The sequence below is a fragment of the Celeribacter sp. genome (assembly GCF_048261515.1).
In the GTDB taxonomy this organism is placed as follows: domain Bacteria; phylum Pseudomonadota; class Alphaproteobacteria; order Rhodobacterales; family Rhodobacteraceae; genus Celeribacter.
Genome location: NZ_JBLXFZ010000008.1, coordinates 1 through 22,168 on the forward strand (window position 1 = coordinate 1; position 22,168 = coordinate 22,168).

Here is a 22,168-nt window from a genome sequence, read left to right on the forward strand (position 1 = left end):
GAGATTAGCAGCCTAATGTGAAACCCTGATCCACCTTAAATGGGCTGCAATATGGTCGAAAAAGCTGGACCACCTCTCACCACGACACTTCGAACCGAACTGCGTTGGCAGAAAGATAGCAGGGAGCTCCTTCAGAAGTAACTCCGCACAAGCGCGCCCGACAGCAAGGTCCACCCGTCCGAGACAACGAAGAATGCGAGTTTGAACGGCAAAGACACAATCGCTGGTGGCACCATCATCATGCCCATCGACATGAGGATTGCTGAAACGACGAGGTCGATGATCAAGAATGGTAGGAACACCAAGAATCCGATCTGAAACGCGCGCTCAATTTCGGACAAAAGAAACGATGGAACCAGCAGCGAGAGCGATGTTTTTGCTGTTACGGGTTCGATGAACTCGGGCGCGGCCCGTAACTCCGCCAAGTGATAGTAGGTGTCCTCGCTCACTCGGCCCGACATGAAGACACGAAACGGCTCAAGCGCGTTTACAAACGCGGTTTCAAGATCAATCTGGCCGTTCATCAAAGGCTCGATGCCGCGGGTCCAACTCTCTGTGAGAACAGGATCCATTACGAAGTAGGTCAAGAACAGTGCGAGCGACACGATCATCATGTTCGGGGGTGACTGTTGCAGGCCGATTGCCTGTCGCAATATCGAAAGCACCGTCACAATGAACGGAAAGCAGGTGATCATCACCGCGAGGCCTGGCACAATGCTGAGAAGCGTGACGAGTGCGATTAACTGGATAGACCGCGCGGTCAGTGTTTCTGCATCTCCGAAGGAAATCGAAAGATCCTGCGCCGAGACGCTGTTGGCCGTGGTCGAAAGCAGGAATGCCAAGACAAGGAGCATCCCGATTGATCGAAAAGAAAGTCGCATCATAGGCTGTCTTTCAAATCGGCCACTTCGGTGAGGCGTACGGCAAGTTGGCCGTTCGGATCCCCTTCGATTTCCTGAAGTTCGCCGCGCGCGATCAATTTGTCGCCAACGTAGAGTTCGACGGGATCCTCTATGCGGCGGTCCAGAGACAGAACGCTGTCGTTTTCGAGTTTGAGGAGATCGCGTACCAATGGGTGCGCTTTTCCGACGGTCACTTTGATTTCGATCGGAATGTCGGAAAAAGGATTGGGGCGTGCGGAGTCGGTTTCTTCAACCATGGTTCATGGCTTCCTTGTTTAGGGTGAAGGCAGCGTTAATGGTGCTGCGAAATTTCTCGATGGCGCCGTCAAGGTCGATCTTGAGCTCTTTGGTTCCAAGGCGGAGGAAGACCTGACCATCAGACAGGCTGGGCTCTTCAATGAAATGGACGTTAAGTGACAGGTTCGACTGAACGAGCGCTTCGATGGCGGGCAGGTTCGCGGGACACACGAGGATTTCAACGGGTGTATTGGCGCATTTTTCTGCGACGGGCATGAGCTCTTCGATGACGAGCTGGCCAAGACTTTGAGATGCCAGTTCGGGCAGTACCTTTTCCGTCATTTCTGAGAACAGCGGCTCAAGGGATCTGATCACATGCGCGCGGGCTTCGTGGAAAGTGAAACCGAGATCCTGCAAGTTGCGGGCCAATTCTGCACCTATGCGCTTGCGCGTTTCTTCTTCGGCTTTCACCGCGTCGTCCCAACCCGCTCTATAACCGCTTTCATAGCCTTCCGATTTAGCGTCCTCGACCGCGCGTTGCATTTCGGCTGCGGTCGGTCCAGGTGGCTGGGCGCGCGGCTTGGGTGCGGGCTTTTGCGGCGTTTGGGACTCGGAAAAATCCTCGAAAGTGAACGGGGACGGCATCAGGCAGTTTCCTCCGTGTCCTCGATCCAGCTTCTCAGAATTTCGACGGTTTCTTCTTCACGGTCTGCGATCAGTTGTTTCAGTCGTTTGACGGGGTCGTTCGAAATGCCCATCGCGTCATCAAGGTCAAAGTCGGAGACAACACCGAGTGTCGGAAGCTCGAAATCGTCATCCGGAAGGTCCGGGGGAAATGCAGGGACATCGAAGTCGTTGGCGGGCGAGGCTGCCTGCACATCGGTGTCGCTCAGAGCTGCGGCGGGCTCGCTATGGTCTGCGAGAGCGGGCGTGGCTCTAGGTTTGGCGAAAATCGGGCGAATGACGAAAAGGCCAAGAACCAAGGTCACGATCGCCAAAACAGCGAGTTGAAGGATTCGCATGATGTCCATGTTTGCAATAGAGAACATGGAAGCGGTCGCTGCGGTGCCTTCAATCATGACTGGTTCGAACTTCATCGTCCGCAGGGTCAGCGTGTCGCCGCGTGTGGCATCGAAGCCAACTGCAGACGCCACCAGAGCTTCCAACGCCTCAAGTTCTTCCGCACTTCGCGGCGCCCATTCCATTTCCTCTGTGGCGGGGTTTAACGTCTCGATACCGTCCACCAGAACGGCCACGGACAGACGTTTTATCGCCCCAGGTCCACGCTGCACTTCGCGGCGTGTTTCGGACACTTCGTAATTTATACTCTCGCGCACTTCCGAATTATTGGTGGAGGATTCGCCGTTGTTCTGACCGTCGCCGTCGGGGAGGTTGGATGCCACGGTCACACTGCCACCGCGTGAGTCGGTTGAGGCGTTCGTGCGTTCTTCTGTCTGAGTTGAAATCGCGACCCGAGTATCGGGGTCGAAACGATGCTCAACGATTTGCTCGGAATCCAAGACCGTCTCGACGGACACTTCGACGACAGCCTTCCCTTTGCCGACCCGTGCCTCCAACATGCGCAATACGTTCTGGCGTAGCATCTCGGCCTTGTCGGATGTGTCAGATGCCCCTCCGACGGTTGTGTCACCCGAGATGACGATGCCCTTACGTCCGTCAATCACGGAGACATCATCGGCGGAGAGATCCGCGACGGCGGAGGCAACAAGGTATCTATAGGCCTCGGCCTGTTCGTTTGACACGGTTCCTGAAACAGGGGTGACTGTGACCGAGGCGGTGGCTGCGGAGGTCTTGCTGAAAGGGGTCGAGGATGAGTTTGCGATATGCACACGGGCGGCGGAAACGGTAGGCGAAGACACAATTGTGCGCGCGAGTTCACCTTCCTTCGCACGCCAATAGGTCGCGTCGAACATTTGCGCTGTTGTGCCAAAGCCAGTCAGGGAATCAAGCAACTCGTAGCCCGAGGACGACGCCGCGGGAAGGCCCTCCGATGCGAGGGTCATGCGCAACTGGTCACGCTCGTCCATCGGGACATAGATCGCCCCGCCCCGCACCTCGTGTGTCACGCCGCGTTGCTCTAGCGCTTGCACGACTTCGCCAGCGGCGGATGGCTCAAGTCCCGAATACAAAAGGGTTAAACTTGGCCGTGTTGCCAGTTGCGATAGCGCAATGATGGCCGCGAACATCAGTACGGTGGCACCGACCACAACGATACGGCGGCGCGGGTTCAGGTTCGTCCAAACAGAGAGTATCTGCTCCAAGTGTTCACTCCTTGATCTCGAAGGCTTCTGCCGTTCGTTGCTCTAGGAATGTCCGATCAGCCTTAACAATCAGTTAGCTTCATTCGGTTTATATCGTCGGAGAACGAAGAATCGGATTGCGCTATGGCTGACGAAGAACAGACCAAAAACGAACGGCAGAAGTCTAAGATCCCGTTGATGATCGGAGTGGTGCTCATGCTTGTCTTGGGTGGCGGAAGCTTTTTCGCTGTCTATTCGGGAATGCTCTTCGGCCACGATCCTGTGTCTGAAGGTGCTGTCGAATATGCAGTGGAAGACGTTGAAGTCGAGCCTCTTCCCGATGTGACCTACATTCCGATTGAGCCGTTGATTGTCAATTTAGCAACCGATAGCGGCTCGCCAAAACACCTTCGGTTTCATGCTCAAATCGAGGTTCCCGCGAAATTCGAAGAAGATGTGAAGGCATTGGTTCCGCGCATTGTGGACATTCTGAACGGCTATCTGAGAGCTGTGGACGTCGAAGAGTTGGAAAGCCCGTCCGCACTGATCCAGCTGCGGTCACAGATGCTGCGACGAATGAAGATCGCGGCGGGAGATCAGCGCGTCAATGACGTCCTGATCATGGAATTTGTCATTAACTAAGGAGGGGCGCATGGAACTCATTGCCGACTTTCTGATGATAGCGGGCACCCTCGCGGTTTCCGTTTACTGTATGGTTCTGTCGCGACGCTTGAGCCGCTTCACCGATCTTGAGAAGGGAGTCGGTGGCGCGGTCGCGGTGCTGTCCGCGCAGGTGGATGATTTAACCAAAACACTGACAGCGGCGCAGAAATCTGCAGCAGGTTCGGCGGCACGTTTGCAAGACCTCACGGAACGCGCCGAAGCGACATCGAAACGAATGGAACTCCTGATCGCGTCGATGCACGACCTGCCAGAATCGCTTGCAGCGAAGCCTAAAGCCGCCGCGAGTGCAAAGAGTGCGTCCGAGGACGCGGCTGCTGAAATGCTCTTCCTCAGTCAACGTAATCGCGTGGAGGCCGCCAAATGATGACGCAGGACAAGAAGTCGGCCAAACCTCCGGTTGAAAAACGCGCCGTGCGGAGACCGTGGAAAATGGGGCGCGGGTCTATGACGCTGGTTGCCCTGATCCTTGTCGGTTCCGTCGCGGTGCGGCTTGCGTCGGGAACAGGGGCGGCCATTGCGAAGGAATTCGCGGGCCTTTCCGATTTGGATCATGCTGAGGTCGAGCCCGTTGATCCCATTGCCTGTATGGCTGGCGACGAACTTGATGGCCTCGTTGCCGCGCTGCGCGCACGTGAGAAAGAGGTCGAAGCGCGCGAATTGGAGATCGATCAGAAGATGGCCGTTGTAGAACGCGCCCGAGCGGAGGTTGAACAGAGTTTCGCGGCGCTTGAGGAGGCGGAAGCGAAACTTGCCTCTACAATGACCGTTGCCAGCACAGCGGCCGAAAACGATGTGGCGCGCCTGACCGCAGTCTATGAGAACATGAAGGCCAAGGATGCGGCGGAGCTTTTCGAAGCTATGTCGCCCGATTTTGCGGCTGGCTTCCTTGGCCGCATGAGACCTGATGCAGCCGCGGAAATCATGGCGGGGCTGAAGCCCGAAACCGCCTATTCGATCTCGGTTATTCTGGCGGGTCGCAATGCCAATGCACCCGTTGAGTGAGCGCAGCAGTTTCTTAACCGATACCTGTCACATTCACCCCATCCTTAACTAAGCTCGGAAATCAAAAGCCATGATCGGTATCGTCGGGATTCTCATAATATTTGTCATGGTGTTCGGCGGCTATATCGCTGCGGGTGGCAAACTGGGGATCATTCTTAAGGCACTGCCATTTGAATTCATGATGATCGGCGGTGCGGCGGCGGGTGCCTTTGTCATTTCCAACGATATGTCAGGTATCAAGCACACGATGAAGGATATGGGGAAGGTCTTCAAAGGTCCGCATTGGAAGCAGGAAGACTACAAAGATCTACTTTGTCTCCTTTTTGAGCTCATTCGGCTTGCGCGTCAAAACCCCGTCGCTCTGGAGGAACATGTCGAGGCGCCAGAAGAATCGGCAATTTTTACGAAATATGGAAAAATTCTCGAAGACAAAGAGGCCGTTGCCCTGATTTGCGACACGCTTCGTTCGGCGTCTATGAACTACGACGATCCCCATCAGGTTGAGGAGGTTCTGGAGAAGCGCATCGAGGCGTCGCTCGACCATGCCTTGCATTCCCCGCATGCGCTTGCCGCCGTAAGCGATGGTTTGCCCGCGCTCGGAATCGTGGCCGCTGTTCTTGGCGTGATCAAGACGATGGCCTCGATCGATCAACCTCCAGAAATTCTGGGGAAAATGATTGGCGGCGCACTGGTGGGGACATTTCTCGGCGTGTTTCTCGCCTATGGGCTTGTCGGCCCATTCGCAGCGAAAATGAAATCCGTGATCGAGGAGGACGGTCACTTCTACCAACTTATTCGGGAAGTGCTTGTCGCCAACCTTCATAGCCATGCGACGAACATCTGCATCGAGGTCGGTCGGCAGAATACGCCGTCCCATTGTCGGCCCAGTTTTTCCGAACTCGAAGAAGCCCTCAAAGAGGTGAAAACGGACGCGGCATGATTGCGAGACTGCTCTTCACTATATTGGGTATGATGGTGCTCGCCAGTTCGGCGTTTGCCGAGACTGTGACTGTGCGTTCAGGAGAGCATGCCGACTTCTCCCGCCTTGTGGTCCAGTTGGACGAGGCTCCACCGTGGGCTTTCGGTCGCTCCGATGACGGCTACCGACTTGTCGTTGCGCGTGAAGGTGTCAACTTCGTGACCACTGATGTGTTTGTCCGCATTCCTCGCACGCGCATCCTAGAAGTGCGCGACGTCGGTTCGAGCAGTCTGGAGATCACTGTTGCAGAAGATGTGCATGCAGATGCCTTTGAACTCCGTGAAGGGCGCATCGTGATTGATATTAAGAACGGCCCTCCGGATGAGACATCCCGTTTCGAAACTCCAGTTCCGGTGGATTCGATTGCTAGCGCCGAAAATCCCGCGGCTGTCGTCCCTGTCCTGCAGAACGCAGTAGAAAGAAGTGCTGATGAGGAAACCTTCGTTTCGCATACACCCGATGAGGAGGGGGAGTTAACGGGTGTGGGCGGCGAGACGTTCGCGCCTAATTCTTTCTCTTCGAGCCTTGGCGGTTTAGCGGATTTTGGTCGGTCGATTGGCCAGAAACAAACCGAGAGCGCCGCGCCGGAGCCTCTTGACCCTTTGGATATGGTGGGCGCCACCGTGTCGTCCAAGGCGGACACGTCTAAGTCTGGCGTCAACTTGGCCGAGCTGGAAATGGCCCTGATAGAAGGTATCGGGCGAGCCGTCTCTGACGGTCTTCTGGAGCCATCCTTGCCGATTGTGGAAGATGCAGTTGAAGCAACCCAGCCCGAGGTGCCCGAGCATAACGCGGAGCAGGGCGGCGATATGGATCAGACCGTTGTGGAGGCAACGCCGCAATCGCACATTGCGGTTCAGTCGGCAATTCAGCGTGCGCAAGAGCAACACGCCAGCACGGATATGGGATTCGCAACCAATGGCGATACCTGCATCCCGTCGCGTATCATCGACGTCGGTAGTTGGGGGCACTCTCTTGAATACGGATTGGATTTGCCGCGCTTGCGCGCCGCATTGGTTGATGAACTTGATGCACCCGTCGAGGAAGCGGCAATCGATCTCGCGAAATACTATATCTATCTGACGTTTGGGGCGGAGGCTTTGGTCCTTCTCGACGAGGTGCCCCGATCCCACAGTTATCTACAGGTCTACCGCACACTCGGGGAAATAATGGAGTTCAGATATGCCAAAAATCCCCGGCCGTTAAGCGACTACACAAGCTGTAACTCACATGCTGCGCTTTGGGCCGTGATGGCGACACAGCGTTTGCCCAAAGGGACGGACGTCAATGTCAGGGCGGTCCTGCAAACCCTTGACGGACTTCCCCCGCATTTACGGCTACATATCGGGCCAGGATTGGCGAAGCGTTTGATTGAGTTCGGCGACCTTCAGGCTGCGTCGCAAGTCGAGGCGATTGTCGGGCGTGGTTCCATTTTTCCTGATGTCGAAAAGCAAATGCTCGACGCTAAAGTTGCGTCGGCGCAAAGCGACCATGAAGCAGAAGCCGAGATACTCGAAGACATCACATTAGAACATGCTGCTACCCATCCTGAGGCCTTGGTGCGGTTTGTTGAGCTTGCGGTAGAACACGGAACGCCAATTCAAGGAAGGATTGCGGGCATCGCTGAAGTTGTGGCGATGGAATATCGAGATCACGAGAAAGAAGCGGAACTCGTCGAAACGGCCTATCTCGCAATGCTATATAGTGGCGATCCCATAGCGGCGCTGGCCTATCTGGAAAATGCGGTTGCGAAAGACAGGTTGCCGCGTTCCGCCCATGCGGAACTCGAGGACCTTGCGCTGACTTACATCATAGAGAACAGTAGCGATGGCATATTCTTGAAAACTATGTTCCCCCGCGTCGAGAAGGATGGCTTGTCTTCGTTACCGCCAGATGTGCGCGCGGCGGCGACGGATCGCTTTGAGAGTCTGGGATTCGGTGCGCAAGCAGATATCGTGAAGTGGGGCCTTGATGAAACTGGGCTGGCCAACGAAACGACCGTCTTCGATAATCGCTCGATAGTCCGAACCGCACCTTTTGAGGCATTGGCTCCCATCAAGACCGATGTTCGTATCGGTGATGCGGATGATCTGAATCTCGCTGACCTCGACGCTTTGCTCAAAGATATTTCGTCCAACCGACAAATGCTGCAAGAGCTTTTGAAAGAGTGATTTCGGACGCCATCCAGAAACCATTTGTAAACCGAATGAGACGTAAATTCGTGGCTGGTGAAAGAACTTCACAGGCCAAGAGAATGAAACAACCGAGACCTTCTGAGTTAACGGAAACGTCGAGCCTGCCGGCGTCGCGTGGAGGTCAGGAATGACCTTCAAAATCGGGGATATTTTCAGTCCGACAATCTTGCTTGCTCTCGCGCTCATGGCGGTCATTGTGATGATGGTCCTACCCGTTCCGTCATGGGTTCTCGACCTCGGGCTCGCAGCGAGCTTCGCGCTGGCCATCCTGATTTTCACGGTCACTTTGTTCGCCGAACGCCCGCTGGATTTCTCGGCCTTTCCGACCGTGCTGTTGGCCAGCCTTATGCTGCGCCTTTCGCTCAATGTTTCATCCACAAAGCTCATCATCGGACAGGGCCACACAGGCACATCCGCGGCGGGTCACGTGATTGAGGGGTTTGCAAATTTCGTCATGGGCGGGTCGGTGGCGCTTGGGCTCGTTGTGTTCACGGTTCTCTTGATCGTCAACTTCATGGTGATCACCAAGGGCGCGGGGCGAATGGCCGAAGTCGGCGCGCGTTTCGCACTCGATGGCATGCCAGGGAAGCAGCTAGCGATTGACGCAGATATGTCCGCGGGCGCAATCACGCATGAGGAAGCGAAAGAACGCCGCGAACTCGAATTGGCTGAGACGACTTTCTTCGGCTCGCTCGACGGTGCTTCAAAGTTTGTAAAGGGTGACGCCGTTGCGGGGCTTCTGATCACCCTGCTCAATCTCGTTATGGGGCTGGTCATCGGTATAGTTGGTCATGGAATGCCAATCGGACAGGCATTTGAAACCTATTCCATCCTCACTGTCGGCGACGGTTTGGTGAGCCAGATCCCGTCGGTCATCATTTCGATTGCCGCCGCGCTCCTGCTCGCAAAGGGTGGCGCAAACGGGTCGGTCGATCTCGCCTTTTTCGCCCAGCTTGGCAGATATCCGCCCGCGCTCCTGACCGTCTCGGTTTTGCTCGCGCTCTTTGCCTTTGTTCCTGGATTGCCGTTTGTCCCGTTCATCGGGGGCGCCGCCGCGCTCGGTGTTGCGGGGTGGTATGAAAGCAAGCGCATCGCGGTGGCGGAGGTCGACGCCTCGAAGTCCACCGAAGAAGTGACTAAAGCGCCAGACGAATCTCTCGGCGACATCCTTGATCTCGACGAAGTGCATGTGGAATTCGCGGCCGATCTTGTGCCCATGGTGTTGGATCCTCAAACGGGCCTCGATGCGCGTATTACGAATATGCGCAACCATATTGCCACGTCATACGGGATCATCCTGCCTGAAATCAGATTGACCGATGATCCGACCCTGCCTCCTGGCCGCTATGTTGTGCGCATCCAAGGGGTCGAACAGGGCGGCGACACGCTTCGCCAAGATAAAGTTCTGGCGCTCTTAAATGGAAACGAGGCAGGCCTGCCACAAGGAGAAAATGTCTCCGAACCCGTCTATGGCGCGCCCGCGCGTTGGATTGAGACCTCTGCAAAAGATGAATACGCGATGCAGGGGTGCACTGTTGTAGAGCCGACGGAAGTCCTTGCCACGCACCTTCTTGAGATCGTCAAACGCAGCTTCCCGCGTTTGCTATCGATGAAATCCTTGCGCCGGATACTTGATGAAATGACGAACCTGACGGATCGTGCGCGCGCGGAGGCCAACCAGCGCCTGATTGATGATCTCATACCCGATAAGGTGCCGATGGATATGCTCCTCGCGGTCTTGCGCCTCCTTTTGGAAGAGAGGGTCTCGATCCGCAATATGCCGTTGATCTTGGAGGCCATTTCGGAGGCGCGCGGCGCACATGCGACACCCGAATCCATCTGCGAACATGTTCGTCAGCGGCTCGGGTTCCAACTGGTCTCGGAAGTCAAACGCGAGGACGGAACACTTCCCCTTTTGCAACTTGCGCCTGAGTGGGAAGAGACTTTTGCGCAATATCAAGTCGAGGGTGAGCGCGGCCAGACAGATATAGCACTCCCGCCCGATCAGTTTAACAAACTGGCAAAATCCATGGCGGACAGAATTGGGAAAGCGGGCGAGAACGGCGTCTATCCAGGGATCGTGACATCACGCCCGCGCCGTAGGTTCATCCGAACGGTCCTGTCGGCGCAGGGCATCCAGAATCCTGTGTTCTCCTTCGAGGAAATAGGAACGGATGCGCGCCCCGCACTTGTTGGACTTGTTCCAGCATGATGGAGACGCTTGCGGATCTTTCGAGCTACTCGACGCAGGCTGTTCTGACAGCGTTTCTTGTGTTCGTTCGCGTATCTGGTGTGATGGCCGTTCTACCGGCCTTTGGGGAGCAGGTGGTGCCTTTGCGTGTGCGCCTGGTTTTGACGCTCGCGTTTACCCTCATTACCTTTCCTGCGATCGCTGTGCCAGACGCTTACGCGACCAGAAATTCTTTTATGATGGTGCGCTTTGTGGTTGCCGAGGCCATTGCGGGATTGGCGATTGGGCTGATTATTCGCTTCATGGTGATGGCCTTGCAAATCGCGGGTGCCAACATCGCACAATCGACCTCTCTGTCGCAGCTTTTCGGCGGCGGCGCAGTGGATGCGCAGCCAGCAATGGGCCATGTCCTCTTCACTGGAGGTTTGGCTATTGCTGTCACGCTAGGCCTTCACGAGAAAATCGCCGTTCTGATTATCCGAAGCTATTCGTTTCTGCCCATTGGATTGCTACCGGATAGCGAGGACCTGTCCACTCTCATGGTGTCACACGTTGCGGGCACGTTTGCGCTCGGGTTTGCTTTCGCCGCGCCATTCATGATTGCGTCGGTGATTTACAACACGGCGCTTGGCGTAATTAACCGTGCGATGCCACAGCTTATGGTCGCTTTTGTCGGTGCTCCCGCGATTACACTTGGCGGCTTGGCGCTCTTGTTGATTTGTGCACCGTTCTTGTTGGAAATCTGGGTTCAGAAGTTCTTCGCGGTTCTCGACAATCCGTTGGGGGTGTTCTGAATGGCTCAGGACGACGACACCGACAAGCAACATGAGCCGACGCAGAAAAAGCTCGATGACGCCCGCAAGAAAGGCGAACTTCCACGGTCAACCGACCTCAACACTTCTGCGGCCTATCTCGGTTTCGTCATCGCGGCTTTGGTTGTGGGGGAGGCGTCGTTGAAAGACATCGGCGGCACGCTTCAGGGAGTGTTGCAGAACGCCGATCTCATGGCCGACGATTGGTTCGCGGGATCAAGCGCAAGGTGGAGCGGGGATATCATGGGCGCGATTTCGATATATCTTCTGCCGTGGGTCGTGATCCCTGCGGTTCTGGTTATGGGGGGGCTTTTCGCGACGCGGTCTTTCGTTTTTTCCCCGTCCAGGATTGAGCCGAAATTGTCGAAAATCTCGATTATCTCGAATGCGAAAAACAAATTCGGGCGGACGGGTCTTTTCGAGTTTGGCAAAAGTTTTACTAAGCTGTCGATCTATTCTGTTGTTCTGGGGATCTACCTTTGGTCGCAAATCCCCGAAATGATCACCACCATGGCGCTTAGTCCGGGCATGATCACGGTGACGCTGCTCGAAATGGGCCTTGGGTTCTTCATGATCGTACTCATGATTTCCTTCGCAATCGGCGGTGTCGATTTCCTGTTCCAGTATAACGAACATCTGCGCAAGAACCGTATGTCTCACAAGGAGCTTCGCGACGAGGCCAAGGATCAGGACGGTGACCCGCATATGAATCAAAAGCGGCGTCAGAAGGGGCAGGAAATCGCGATGAACCAGATGATGAAGGACGTGCCGAGTGCCGATGTCATCATCGTTAACCCGACCCATTACGCAGTTGCGTTGAAATGGGATCGTAAAGCGGGAGGAGCGCCCGTTTGTGTCGCCAAGGGGGTGGACGAGGTTGCGGCCCGTATTCGGAATGTTGCTATAGAAAACGGTGTTCCGATCCATCGTGATCCACCGACCGCGCGGATGCTTCATGCAAGCGTGGAGATTGGCTCCGAAATCTGGCCCGAGCATTATCCTGCCGTTGCCGCTTCGATCCGGTTCGCCGAAGAAATGCGCAAGAAAATGCGTGAACGTCCTGGGCTGCGCCAATGAACAAGAAGCTGAAGTCGCTGCGAAATCTTGAGGGTGTTGCGGATGTCGCCCTTACCGTTGAGCTCAAACGTCTGTCGGAAATTCGACGGAAAGAAGATGAGATCGCAGCCGAACTGAGCGAGCTTTCGCAGGCACTTAGAATTCGCGGTGACGCCTTGCAGAAATCTGAGACATTTGATCTCGCCGCCCAGCTTGGTGCCGACGCGCGTTGGCAGTCATGGATTCGCGCCGAACGTGTCGCCGCGTTGCAACGAGTGGCGGGCGTCGCTGCGCAGCGCGAAGAGCAGATGGAAAAAACACGCCGGGCCTTTGGCAAGCTCGACGCGCTCAAATCGCTTCAGAAGAAATTCCGATAATTGCTCTATCCGATGTCCTGACGCACAATATCCGTCACAATCACATCATTAACCGTGTCGCCGAGAAGTGAGCGTGCGACTTCCAGCAGAGCATTGTGAAGGGTCTCCATTTTTGTGGTCTCTGTGAATGTCCCTTGAAAACCGCCAATGTTCGCGTGGTTGAATAGCACTTGCAGGAACTCGCCACGCAGCTTCGGCTCACGCGCATAGATGGTTTCGCGCGCTGCTGGCAGTGTTTCCAGACTGATTGAGAGAACGATCATCGCTGCGACTTTGCCATCCTTCATGTCAGGAATGACGAATTGGTTGTTGAGCTTCACATACTCGTAGGCGGAGCTTCCCTCGTGGGCGCTCGCGGCGGGTAAATGGATTTGATCCAGCGCGTTTGGATCGTCCGCGCAGGGGTTAACGGCAACCTCTGGCGCGGGGCGCAGCATAATGCCCGCGCCGATGCCCCCACCGAGGCCGATGAGAGCGAGAAGGATTGGCAGGGCTTTCCCAAGCATCGGGCGCGGCTCCTTTTAGAACGGCAGCACGATGTCAGCGATTTGCTGGCCATAGCGCGGTTGCTGCATTTGTGTAATCTGGCCGCGGCCGCCGTAGGAAATGCGGGCGGATGCGATCTTGTCGTAGGTGATTTCGTTCTTGCGCGAGATGTCTTCGGGACGCACGAACCCTTCGACCAGAAGCTCGCGGATCTCGTAATTCACGCGCACTTCCTGCGACCCCTGAATGTGCAGGACACCGTTGGGCAAGACGTCGATAATGGTTGCGGCGACCATGAGTTCGAGTTTCTCGTTACGCTGCACAGAGCCGCTTCCCGACGAGCTGGACGAGGAATTGGTTCCGATTGCGTTGGCTAGTGACGCCCCGTCGGGGAGGGCTTGGTCAATGCGTTCGGGAATGCCGAAGAGGCTGTCGATTCCCATGCTTTCGGAGCCCGACCTACCCCGCGAAGTGTTGTTGGAAATCTCCGCGCTTTCGTCGATTTCGATCACGACCGTTAAAATGTCACCCCGTTGAATGGCGCGACGGTCGCCGAGGAGCGACTGGCGCGAGGCTGTCCACAGGGACGCGCCCCTGATTGGCGATTGGTCCGCCACCGTTCGCGGCAAGGTCGGGGTGCGCATCGCGGTTGCTTCGGTGCTGCCCGTGACGGGCTTGAATTCTGGTAGCCTGCCGACCTCCTCAAGTGGGGAACATGCCAGCAGGCTGAGAGACATTGCGGATGTGATTGCGGTTCTGGCGAGCGGTTTCATTTCGTGGGGAGCCTTCCGACATAGACGCCACCATCGGATGCAACGATCCCGGTGACGATGGTTTTGGAGTTGAGGTTCATGACGCGGACCGTGTCGCCGACGCCCGCGCGGGTAAGGGCGCGTGCGTCGGTCTGGATTTCTAGGCCGCCATTCTGAAATGTGAGCGATACGAGTTGGTTGCGCTCGACGATAGCGGGGGGGCCTACGTCTTCGGGGCGGATCGGGCGACCCGCGTAAAGGACAGTCTTAGTTTCCAGCCCGATGGCTTCGTCGACAGATACGAACATGCCTGGCACGGAGTCTTTGATTATTGCGAGGTCCGAGTAGGACAAAACAGTTTGCGCGCGGATAGTGCGGGCGGCGACGACGGTTTCGGCCGAAGCGAATACGGGCAGGAAGGCGGCGAGCCAAGCTATGGCACATGCACGGATCATCGGATGTTACTCGTGGCAGAGAGCATCTGGTCAGCTGCGGTAATGACCTTGGCGTTCAGCTCATATCCGCGCTGCGCTTCAATGAGTTCGGTGACTTCGCGCACGGCATCTACGGAACTGTCTTCGAGATAGCCTTGCCGCAGCGTCCCCAAACCATCGGTTCCAGGAATCGAAATGATCGCTGGTCCCGATGCGGGGGTTTCAAGGAACAGGTTGGAGCCGATGGCTTCCAGTCCCTTGGCGTTTGTGAAATCGGCCAAGGTGAACTGGCCAAGAAGCTGCGGGTCCACCTGATCACTGAAATACGCGTAAACCTCACCTTCCGCGTTGACCGAAATGGACCGCGCGTCGTCGGGGATCACGATGTCGGGGACGACACCATGACCGTCGGAGGTGACGATCAGGCCATCAGCCGACCGTTTCAACGCTCCATCGCGCGTGAAGGCAGATTGACCTGAAGGCAGCGTGACTTCGAGGTAGCCCTGACCTTCTATCGCAAGATCCAAATCGCCGTTGGTCTGCGAAAGCGCCCCCTGTGCAAGTTGCACGGTGACGGAAGAGGGACGCACGCCGAGGCCGAGTTGTATGCCTGTCGGCAGGACCGTCCCGTCGGCGGCGTTGATTGTGCCGGGCCGGGCCATCTGTTGATAGTGCAGATCTGAAAACTCTGCGCGACGGGCGTTGTAGCCCGTCGTATTCATATTCGCGAGGTTCTGAGAGATGGTCTCGACCCGCATTTGTTGGGCACTCATCCCCGTGGCCGCGATTTTAAGGGCACGCATGGCTTTCTCCTAACTATCGGCCAAGAGTCGAGATGACCGAACGGATTCTCTCGTCCTCTTGTTGGCTGAATTTCTGACCGAGCGTATAGGCGTTCTGCACTTCGATCATGCGGGTGATTTCCGCGATTGGGTTGACGTTGGAGTTCTCGACATAACCTTGCAAAATGACTGGCTCCTCGACGGGACCGACACCAGCTTCGGTGTAAAAGCGCACGCCATCCTGCCTGCTTAAAGATGTTGGGTCAGTGGGCATGAACAGGCCGATCTGGGCGAGGTTCTCGCCATCGGCGGAGAGCGTGCCGTCCGACGCCACGGCGATGGATTTCGCGTCGGGCGGGATGAAGATTGCCGCGCCGCCATTATCGAGGACGCGGTATCCGTCGTGCGTCGTCAGTTCGCCCTGATCGTTTGGCGTAAATGTACCCGCGCGGGTTAATGCGTCGCCGTCGGGGGTCTCGATCAGGAAGAAACCGTCACCCTCGATGGCGAAGTCAAAGGTCCCGCCCGTCGGTGTGACCGGACCTTGCGCATTGTTGGTCAGGCGCACATTTGCGTTTGCCATCGACAACGATGGATCGTCGCTGTCGAGGCGCGTAATGTGCTCGGAGAAGATCAGCCCTTCCTTGCGGAAGCCGGTCGTGGAGGCATTGGCCACGTTGTTGGCGATGGCCTGAAGCTCGTGTTTCAGACCAGATAGGCGCGTGAGGACGGTGTAACCTGCGTTGTCCATCAGAACCCCGCAATCAATGGAATTAGGTGGTTTTGAAAGAAAGACGTCAGGGTTTCGGTCATGAAGCCCATAGACGCCCAGAACACGATGACAATCGCCGCCAGTTTGGGAACGAAGGTCAGAGTCATTTCCTGAACGCTGGTCAAAGCTTGAAAGAGACCGACGCCGACGCCCGTGACGAGGGCGACAACAAGGATCGGAGTCGAAATCATCACGCTAATCCAAAGGCCCTGACGCAGCGTGTCATAGAAAATGAATTCATCCATGGCTTACACGGGCATCCTGAGGATTTCCTGATAGGCTTCGACGACCTTGTCGCGCACGGTGACTGCGGTCTCTACGGCCAGTTCCGATTGGGCGAGTGCCATGACGAGCGCTTGCGTGTCGGCCTGTCCAGTCATCGCGGCTTTTGCCACTTGTTCGCTTTCCGACAGTGTTTCGGCGAAACTTTTACCTGCTTCCAGCAAGGGGTTGCTCGCGCCGCCTGAGCCGTCCGGCGGCTTTGGGGCGGTTGCGGGTCGCGTGGCGGCGTAGCCTTGGGTTGCGAGTGTGGAGCGGATATCCATTCTGGTCTCCTATCCGTTTGGGTTAGCGTCGCAGCAGATCAAGTAGCGACGACGACATCTGTCTGGCTTGGTCGAACACTTTCAGGTTCGCCTCGTAACTGCGTTGCGCTTCGCGCGCATCGGCCACTTCGAACATCAGATCGACATTGGACCCGTCGTAGAAACCGCGCTCGTCGGCCAAGGGATGACCAGGATCGAAAACTGGCGATAGCGGGGATTGGTCCAGTTCGACGGGACCAGTTTTCACGGCACCAGTGGCACGTCCGTTGAGGAGCTCCTGCTCGAAGGCGACAATCTTGCGGTGGTATCCAGGGGTGTCCGCATTGGCGATATTCTCGGACACATGGCGCAAACGGTTGGCTTGCGCCTTCATACCCGACGCGGACAGAGAGAGAATTTGGGTGAGATCACTCATTTTCGCCCCCTCAACTACGGCCAATTGACATGCGAAGAATGGTCATTGAACTGCGATAGACGCTGAGCGCGAGCTCGTGCTGATGGCGTGTCTCGGAGGATTTCATCATCTCGGCTTCGAGCGAAACGGTGTTGCCGTTGGGAGATGCTTCTTCGGGGGTGTCGATTTCGGCTATCCAGTTCAGCCCGACTTCGTGCGGCGTGATGTGCCCCGCGCGGGTAGCCTTAAAGGTCTGGCGGCTGGTCTGCGCATGGTCAAAGGCCTCGACGAAAGACTGTACATCCTTTGCACGATATTTAGGTGTGTCCGCATTCGCTACGTTTCTGGCGATGACCTCTTGCCGGGTCGCAGAGTGGCGCGCGAGCCCGTTGGCCATACGGAAAATTTCCAAGTTCTCAAACATCGGGGCTTCTCCCACGATTACATCTCAACCAAGGCTTAACCCTGATTCCTTTAGAAAGAGTTGTCAGATGAGGATTCAGCGATGAGAGCATTCGCTTTCGAACAATTGCGTGCGGAGATTTCTGCGGTGAAATCGGTCCATCACATCGGTCGTGTGGTGGAGGTGGCGCGCGGTGTCCTTATGGTGTCGGGATTAAGTGGTGCGGCGGCATTGGGTGATCTCGTCGAGATCGGGCACGGCGATAGGGTGCGCCGAGGTGAGGTTCTACAACTTCACGAGGACATAGTTACTGTTTTGCCTGACGGTGGAGCCGACGGATTGTCCATCGGTGATCCTGTGACTCATGTTGGAAGAAACGAAATCGCGCCCGACGACAGTTGGATCGGTCGCGTGATTGATCCTTTTGGCCAGTCCATCGACGGTCGCCCGATCCTGCGCGGCGCAAAGTCGCGACCTCTACGCGCAGAGGCGCCAAACCCGACGGAGCGCAAGGCGCTTGGCCCGCGCTTGGAAACGGGCTTGGCGGTTTTTAACACGCTTTTGCCAATCGTGCGCGGTCAGCGAGTTGGTCTCTTCGCGGGGTCTGGTGTGGGGAAATCAACCCTGCTTGCGAAGCTCGCGACAGGTCTTCAGGCCGATGTCGTGGTGCTTGCGATGATTGGCGAGCGCGGACGCGAAGTGCGTGAGTTTGTTGAGCGGGTTCTTGGGCCCGATGGGATGAAGCGTTCCGTCGTCGTGACCGCGACTTCCGATCAATCGCCCCTTGTGCGGCGTCGGTGCGCTTGGACTGCGATGGCGGTTGCCGAATATTTCCGTGATCAGGGGCGGCAGGTTCTTCTCCTCGCCGACTCGGTGACGCGATTTGCAGAAGCGCACCGTGAAATCGCATTGGCGACGGGTGAGTCGAGTTCGCTGCGAGGATTTCCACCATCGACCTCCCACTTGATAACCTCGCTGTGCGAACGATCAGGTCCAGGCATTCAATCCGCAGGTGACATAACAGCGGTCTTCACCGTTTTGGTTGCTGGATCGGATATGGATGAACCCATTGCGGATATCCTGCGCGGTGTGCTTGATGGTCACGTGGTGCTTAGTCGCGAAATCGCCGAACGTGGGCGGTTCCCAGCAATTGATCTTCTACGGTCCGTGTCGCGCGCACTTCCTGATGTAGCCAGCGAAAATGAGAACGCGCTTATCCGCGAGACCCGCAGCCTGCTTGGGACATACGAACGGTCCGAAATGATGGCTCAGGCGGGTCTCTATCAGCATGGCACCGACCCTCACCTCGACAAGTCTATTGCGGTCTGGCCAAAGCTGGATCGGTTTCTTGCCGAGTCGAGCGCGGATGGAATTTCACGCTGTTTCGAAAAGCTGGAAGCCTGCTTGTCGGTGGATGAAGCGCAATCGTAATGTTAAGCGTCAACGCTGCGAGTGTGTCTACGCACCCCAAATACGACCAGAATTTGCGTGATCGACTCGCGTGACAGCGTGTTTTATCCGAGTGATTGCCTTTTGGTCATACCGCGCCTGTCAAAAGCGCCAATGCGTTGGACGCGGATGAGGTCGTGGTGCTTCCAGCCGCAATTTCCGAACGGACGAGGAACAGGCGGACGAGTTCACTGCGCACCTCTGGGTCGGAGAATTGTGAGACTTCGCCGCCGTTGAAGTAGCGTGATGTCTTGTCCCTAAATTCGCCAAGTTGCTGGTCAAGGTCTAGAGCGCCAAGTGAAGAGGGTAATCCAAGAGCAGTTTCAAGTGCGGAGCGAACGGCCGTATTCCCCATCACATTATACCATCGCCCGTTGTCGGATGTTTCTTTGCTAGCGATGGCTTCAAGCTCTCGATCGAGGTTCATTGCCAAACGTAGATTTTCGTCCTGATTTCCAATTGCGATTTCGAACTGGAGCTCCATATACCGCTCTGAAATTTCTTCACCGAATGTGCTTAGTTGCGTGTTGGCGGTGTCGAAATCTCCGAAGCCGAAAGCCTTTGAAAACTCCAGATAGCGTTTGTCCGCGAGTTTGTTTGCTAATGCATCAGGGTCGGTGGTGCCATCGGACAGCACCTTTTGGATGAAAAAGATGTTGTTGATATCATCGCCCAACCCAAAGGCTCCCAATGCAACTTTGCGCAACTGGCGGTCTGCCACGAGATCTTCTGCCGACGTAATCTTGGAGATGTTCTCCTTGAAGTAGTCAACGTCGCGCTTGATGTCTTGCGAGTTCTGGAATGTTTCGAACTGCGCGTCTTTGGTGCGATTGAGGAATGCCCATCCCGAGTATCCTCCGAATGGGACAATGGGTTGAAAGCTCATTGGATTTCCATGGCTGAAAGCAGGCGTTCCTCGCGAGGAAGGAGGCTCCGAAGGGACTTGAGCGCCTGATAGAATTGGTCGGTTTTGACGGCGTCTGTCGCGGTGTTGAGCAACGTTCGACTGTCTACGTCGGTCAGAACCTGACTCAATTGTTCAATGCCTCGAAAAAGCTGGTGCTTTGCCTCTACAGGATCGGCGTCGCCCGACAGAACCAATTGGGCGATATAGCAGACGCGACGCACGGGCGTGTTGACCTCTTCGGGATGGATCGCATCGCGGAGGCGCAAGATATTGGCATTGGGCGTGACAATCGACAGGCGCGAACGTCGCTCGCCGTTCTCGATCACGGCACCGTTGATCAGGACCCGCTCTTTCGGGCCGAGTTTCAGAACGAGACCACTCATGTCGCGCTCCCTTCACCTTGGAGGCCGCGCATGATTGAGCGGTTGATGTCGAGAAGAGGCTCCTCGTTCGCGTTGCCGGTTAGAACTTTCGAGGTGTGTTGGATCGTGAATTCAGCCAGATAGAAAATCTGCGCGCGGAGTTCCTTGGGCAGGGCGTTGTCCTTGTCCGCCACATCAGACGCGAGGAGGGTCCATAGGCGACGGTTGTGATTGAGTGCGCGAACGAAAGCGGGAAAGTCGGTTTTCTTATTCTGGGATGTTTGTTTGAGTTGGTGGGAAATACGAGCGAAGACCTCGTATTCCGTTCCGCGCGGGGTGCGGATTGGGGCGGTGGTGTTGGAGTAGGCCGTTCGGGCCATGTTTAGAGCGTTCACGTCGTGTCCTTCCGGTGACCATGAATTCTATTGCGCGGCTTTACCGCGGTGGATCTCGGGCGTCAGTTTTTGACGCCCGAGTAATGCCCTTAGCGGAAGAGCGACAGGATGGTCTGCGGAGCCTGGTTGGCGATTGAGAGCGATTGCACACCGAGCTGTTGCTGGACCTGAAGCGCCTGAAGTCGCGCGGAAGCTTCTTCCATATCGGCGTCAACCATTGCACCGATGCCCGATTTTAGAGAGTCGGTCAGGTTCGAGACGAAATCCGTTTGCGTCTCAATTCGGCCCTGCGCGGAACCGAATTCGGCGGCGGCATCGATCGAGTTGTTGATCAGCGTCTCGATTGTCCCAAGTGCGTTTTCGGCACCGAATTCGGTTGTGACATCAAGGCTCTTGAGGCCGAACAATCCTCCGGAAGCCGTACCACCTTCTTTTCCATCAAAAGCAAGGTCGGTTACATCACCAGAGCCGTGGTTGGCAATGTTGAGTTCCCATTCGCCAGTGTCGTTCTGCGTCACTTTCGTGGACACAGATTCAAGGCCAGCAGAGTCGATTGCGATTTTGAGGCCGCGCGCGACGTCCTCCATCGTTTCACCCTTGCCAGCGATGTAATCGTAATTGTTGCCGCCATAGGTTACTCGGAAGGAATCGCCATCGTTTACTTTGGCTGCCTGGTTGAACGTAATGGTTTCCGCGCGTTGGTTAACTGTGGCAGAAGAGCTGCCGTCTACAGTAATGGCGCCGCCGCCGCTATGGCTGACTTCAATTTGCACATCATCGAAGTCGAGCATCGATTCCACCTTCAGCGTATTGCCATCGATTCTTGCAGATACGCCCTCAATCCCAAGGTTGTTGATGGCCGCGGCAAGAGCAGATTCGGTGACATCATCGTCATCGACAGCATCAACCGTGACGGATTTATCGCCGATCGAAACAGTGTAGTTCTCCGAAGCGGCGTAGGTCACTTCAATGTCTGCGGTTCTAGGGCCAGTTATGACGGTTGCGGATGACTCTGCACCTCGATCTGAGAGGTCACCATCGCTTCCATAAGTACCAACTGTCGTAGACAAATCCTGACGGTTGATGGTGATGTGGGATGCCGACACATTTCCGTTTGCCGCACGGTCCATAGAGGACAGGATGTCAACGTCTTCCGTTCCCTTGACGAGGTTCAACCCGTTGAACTGGGCGGCGCCCACAATGGAGTCAATCTGGCTCGTGAGGGCTTCGATATCTGTCTGAATCTTTTCTCGGTCGACGTTCGATTCCTGCGCGGCAACGATTTTGCCTTTAATGTCGGTCAACAGGTCGGTGACGCTTTCGGCGGCACCCGCGGCAACCGCGAGAGTAGATTGGCCGAGTGCGAGGCTGTCGGAGATGCCCTGAAAGCCTTTGACGTCGGATTCCATCACTTTCGAGATGGCCCAGACGGATGCATTGTCCTTTGCGGATGCAATGTTCTTACCCGTGGAGATCTGGCTCTGCGTCTTGGACAGGTCGTTGTTGATGGATTTCAGGGTTTGCAGCGCAACCATTGCGCCGTTGTTAGTCAGAATGCTGGACATAGCATTTTCCTTTGATCTGAAGGCGCGTTTTGCGCCATAGTTTCATTGCCCGCCGAGTGGCGGTTTCAGGACTGTCATTCTGACGGAATACGGGCAGGCGCTTTTGCGTCTATCCGTGCCACCCCCTCGGGTGCACACTGAACTTGATGCGGATTGATTGAGAGTTTCCTAATCCGTGCGGTGAAGTTTCAATCAATTTGAGGCAAAAATCGGGCAAAGCCCCCAA

At 56.0% G+C, this 22,168-nt stretch carries 27 protein-coding genes; 10 read left to right on the plus strand and 17 right to left on the minus strand.

What is annotated here, in order from left to right; genetic code table 11:
- Positions 1-131 precede the first annotated feature (131 nt).
- The 4 genes from fliP to fliF are packed head-to-tail and all read right to left on the minus strand — an operon-like array spanning position 132 to position 3,421.
- Positions 132-881 (minus strand): flagellar type III secretion system pore protein FliP, encoded by a 750-nt coding sequence (gene fliP / locus ACN0SC_RS13950; RefSeq protein ID WP_417250407.1) that lies wholly within the window; start codon positions 879-881, stop codon positions 132-134.
- Complete coding sequence (locus ACN0SC_RS13955; protein ID WP_417250297.1) at positions 881-1,159, minus strand: FliM/FliN family flagellar motor switch protein; 279 nt, start codon at positions 1,157-1,159, stop codon at positions 881-883. The genes fliP and ACN0SC_RS13955 overlap by 1 nt, the downstream gene beginning before the upstream one ends.
- Positions 1,152-1,784, minus strand: coding sequence for a flagellar biosynthesis protein (locus tag ACN0SC_RS13960; RefSeq protein WP_417250298.1), 633 nt, complete (start codon positions 1,782-1,784; stop codon positions 1,152-1,154). The genes ACN0SC_RS13955 and ACN0SC_RS13960 overlap by 8 nt, the downstream gene beginning before the upstream one ends.
- Positions 1,784-3,421 (minus strand): flagellar basal-body MS-ring/collar protein FliF, encoded by a 1,638-nt coding sequence (gene fliF, locus ACN0SC_RS13965; RefSeq protein WP_417250299.1) that lies wholly within the window; start codon positions 3,419-3,421, stop codon positions 1,784-1,786. The genes ACN0SC_RS13960 and fliF overlap by 1 nt, the downstream gene beginning before the upstream one ends.
- Before the next feature lie 123 nt (positions 3,422-3,544).
- On the opposite strand from fliF, the gene ACN0SC_RS13970 reads away from it, so the two are divergent.
- From ACN0SC_RS13970 to ACN0SC_RS14010, 9 genes are all read left to right on the plus strand, one after another.
- Positions 3,545-4,042, plus strand: a complete 498-nt coding sequence (locus tag ACN0SC_RS13970) for a flagellar basal body-associated FliL family protein (RefSeq protein ID WP_417250300.1) — start codon at positions 3,545-3,547, stop codon at positions 4,040-4,042.
- A 10-nt stretch (positions 4,043-4,052) separates the two neighbouring features.
- A complete protein-coding gene (locus tag ACN0SC_RS13975) occupies positions 4,053-4,448 on the plus strand; it encodes a hypothetical protein (RefSeq protein ID WP_417250301.1) in 396 nt (131 codons plus the stop codon).
- Positions 4,445-5,086, plus strand: a complete 642-nt coding sequence (locus tag ACN0SC_RS13980; protein WP_417250302.1) for a magnesium transporter MgtE N-terminal domain-containing protein — start codon at positions 4,445-4,447, stop codon at positions 5,084-5,086. The genes ACN0SC_RS13975 and ACN0SC_RS13980 overlap by 4 nt, the downstream gene beginning before the upstream one ends.
- 70 nt (positions 5,087-5,156) lie before the next feature.
- The gene (gene motA / locus ACN0SC_RS13985) at positions 5,157-6,026 is read left to right on the plus strand and encodes a flagellar motor stator protein MotA (RefSeq protein ID WP_417250303.1); all 870 of its coding nucleotides are present in this window, start codon (positions 5,157-5,159) and stop codon (positions 6,024-6,026) included.
- Positions 6,023-8,236, plus strand: a complete 2,214-nt coding sequence (locus ACN0SC_RS13990; protein WP_417250304.1) for a hypothetical protein — start codon at positions 6,023-6,025, stop codon at positions 8,234-8,236. The genes motA and ACN0SC_RS13990 overlap by 4 nt, the downstream gene beginning before the upstream one ends.
- Positions 8,237-8,387: 151 nt before the next feature.
- Positions 8,388-10,472, plus strand: a complete 2,085-nt coding sequence (gene flhA, locus ACN0SC_RS13995; protein WP_417250305.1) for a flagellar biosynthesis protein FlhA — start codon at positions 8,388-8,390, stop codon at positions 10,470-10,472.
- The gene (locus ACN0SC_RS14000) at positions 10,469-11,245 is read left to right on the plus strand and encodes a flagellar biosynthetic protein FliR (RefSeq protein WP_417250306.1); all 777 of its coding nucleotides are present in this window, start codon (positions 10,469-10,471) and stop codon (positions 11,243-11,245) included. Before flhA ends, ACN0SC_RS14000 begins: the two co-directional genes overlap by 4 nt.
- Positions 11,246-12,340 carry an EscU/YscU/HrcU family type III secretion system export apparatus switch protein gene (locus tag ACN0SC_RS14005; RefSeq protein WP_417250307.1) on the plus strand — a complete coding sequence of 365 codons (1,095 nt, stop codon included), beginning with the start codon at positions 11,246-11,248 and terminating at the stop codon, positions 12,338-12,340. It begins immediately after the preceding gene.
- Positions 12,337-12,696, plus strand: coding sequence for a hypothetical protein (locus ACN0SC_RS14010; RefSeq protein ID WP_417250308.1), 360 nt, complete (start codon positions 12,337-12,339; stop codon positions 12,694-12,696). The genes ACN0SC_RS14005 and ACN0SC_RS14010 overlap by 4 nt, the downstream gene beginning before the upstream one ends.
- Positions 12,697-12,701: 5 nt before the next feature.
- On the opposite strand, the gene ACN0SC_RS14015 is transcribed toward ACN0SC_RS14010, so the two are convergent.
- Genes ACN0SC_RS14015 through ACN0SC_RS14055 form a run of 9 tightly spaced genes read right to left on the minus strand, consistent with a single transcriptional unit; the run spans position 12,702 to position 17,285 of the window.
- Positions 12,702-13,202: a flagellar basal body-associated protein FliL gene (locus ACN0SC_RS14015; RefSeq protein ID WP_417250309.1), complete on the minus strand. Its 501-nt coding sequence runs from the start codon at positions 13,200-13,202 to the stop codon at positions 12,702-12,704.
- Between the two features lie 15 nt (positions 13,203-13,217).
- The gene (flgH, locus tag ACN0SC_RS14020; RefSeq protein ID WP_417250310.1) at positions 13,218-13,955 is read right to left on the minus strand and encodes a flagellar basal body L-ring protein FlgH; all 738 of its coding nucleotides are present in this window, start codon (positions 13,953-13,955) and stop codon (positions 13,218-13,220) included.
- A complete protein-coding gene (gene flgA, locus ACN0SC_RS14025) occupies positions 13,952-14,389 on the minus strand; it encodes a flagellar basal body P-ring formation chaperone FlgA (RefSeq protein WP_417250311.1) in 438 nt (145 codons plus the stop codon). The genes flgH and flgA overlap by 4 nt, the downstream gene beginning before the upstream one ends.
- Positions 14,386-15,171: a flagellar basal-body rod protein FlgG gene (gene flgG, locus ACN0SC_RS14030; protein WP_417250312.1), complete on the minus strand. Its 786-nt coding sequence runs from the start codon at positions 15,169-15,171 to the stop codon at positions 14,386-14,388. The genes flgA and flgG overlap by 4 nt, the downstream gene beginning before the upstream one ends.
- Positions 15,172-15,184: 13 nt before the next feature.
- Positions 15,185-15,901: a flagellar hook-basal body complex protein gene (locus ACN0SC_RS14035; protein WP_417250313.1), complete on the minus strand. Its 717-nt coding sequence runs from the start codon at positions 15,899-15,901 to the stop codon at positions 15,185-15,187.
- A complete protein-coding gene (locus tag ACN0SC_RS14040; protein ID WP_417250314.1) occupies positions 15,901-16,167 on the minus strand; it encodes a flagellar biosynthetic protein FliQ in 267 nt (88 codons plus the stop codon). Before ACN0SC_RS14040 ends, ACN0SC_RS14035 begins: the two co-directional genes overlap by 1 nt.
- A 3-nt stretch (positions 16,168-16,170) precedes the next feature.
- Positions 16,171-16,467 (minus strand): flagellar hook-basal body complex protein FliE, encoded by a 297-nt coding sequence (fliE, locus tag ACN0SC_RS14045; protein WP_417250315.1) that lies wholly within the window; start codon positions 16,465-16,467, stop codon positions 16,171-16,173.
- Between the two features lie 22 nt (positions 16,468-16,489).
- Positions 16,490-16,882, minus strand: a complete 393-nt coding sequence (flgC, locus tag ACN0SC_RS14050) for a flagellar basal body rod protein FlgC (RefSeq protein WP_417250316.1) — start codon at positions 16,880-16,882, stop codon at positions 16,490-16,492.
- Positions 16,883-16,892: 10 nt separating this feature from the next.
- Positions 16,893-17,285 carry a FlgB family protein gene (locus ACN0SC_RS14055; protein WP_417250317.1) on the minus strand — a complete coding sequence of 131 codons (393 nt, stop codon included), beginning with the start codon at positions 17,283-17,285 and terminating at the stop codon, positions 16,893-16,895.
- Positions 17,286-17,366: 81 nt separating this feature from the next.
- Here ACN0SC_RS14055 and ACN0SC_RS14060 point away from each other — a divergent pair, with 81 nt between their 5' ends.
- Positions 17,367-18,695, plus strand: coding sequence for a FliI/YscN family ATPase (locus ACN0SC_RS14060; RefSeq protein WP_417250318.1), 1,329 nt, complete (start codon positions 17,367-17,369; stop codon positions 18,693-18,695).
- 106 nt (positions 18,696-18,801) lie between these two features.
- Here the strand turns inward: ACN0SC_RS14060 and ACN0SC_RS14065 are convergent, their stop codons facing one another.
- The 4 genes from ACN0SC_RS14065 to ACN0SC_RS14080 form a co-directional block, all read right to left on the minus strand.
- Complete coding sequence (locus ACN0SC_RS14065) at positions 18,802-19,599, minus strand: DUF1217 domain-containing protein (RefSeq protein ID WP_417250319.1); 798 nt, start codon at positions 19,597-19,599, stop codon at positions 18,802-18,804.
- Positions 19,596-20,003 (minus strand): flagellar biosynthesis repressor FlbT, encoded by a 408-nt coding sequence (gene flbT, locus ACN0SC_RS14070; RefSeq protein WP_417250320.1) that lies wholly within the window; start codon positions 20,001-20,003, stop codon positions 19,596-19,598. Before flbT ends, ACN0SC_RS14065 begins: the two co-directional genes overlap by 4 nt.
- Positions 20,000-20,377, minus strand: coding sequence for a flagellar biosynthesis regulator FlaF (gene flaF, locus ACN0SC_RS14075; RefSeq protein ID WP_417250321.1), 378 nt, complete (start codon positions 20,375-20,377; stop codon positions 20,000-20,002). The genes flbT and flaF overlap by 4 nt, the downstream gene beginning before the upstream one ends.
- 89 nt (positions 20,378-20,466) lie before the next feature.
- Positions 20,467-21,942 (minus strand): flagellin, encoded by a 1,476-nt coding sequence (locus ACN0SC_RS14080; protein WP_417250322.1) that lies wholly within the window; start codon positions 21,940-21,942, stop codon positions 20,467-20,469.
- Positions 21,943-22,168: the final 226 nt, after the last annotated feature.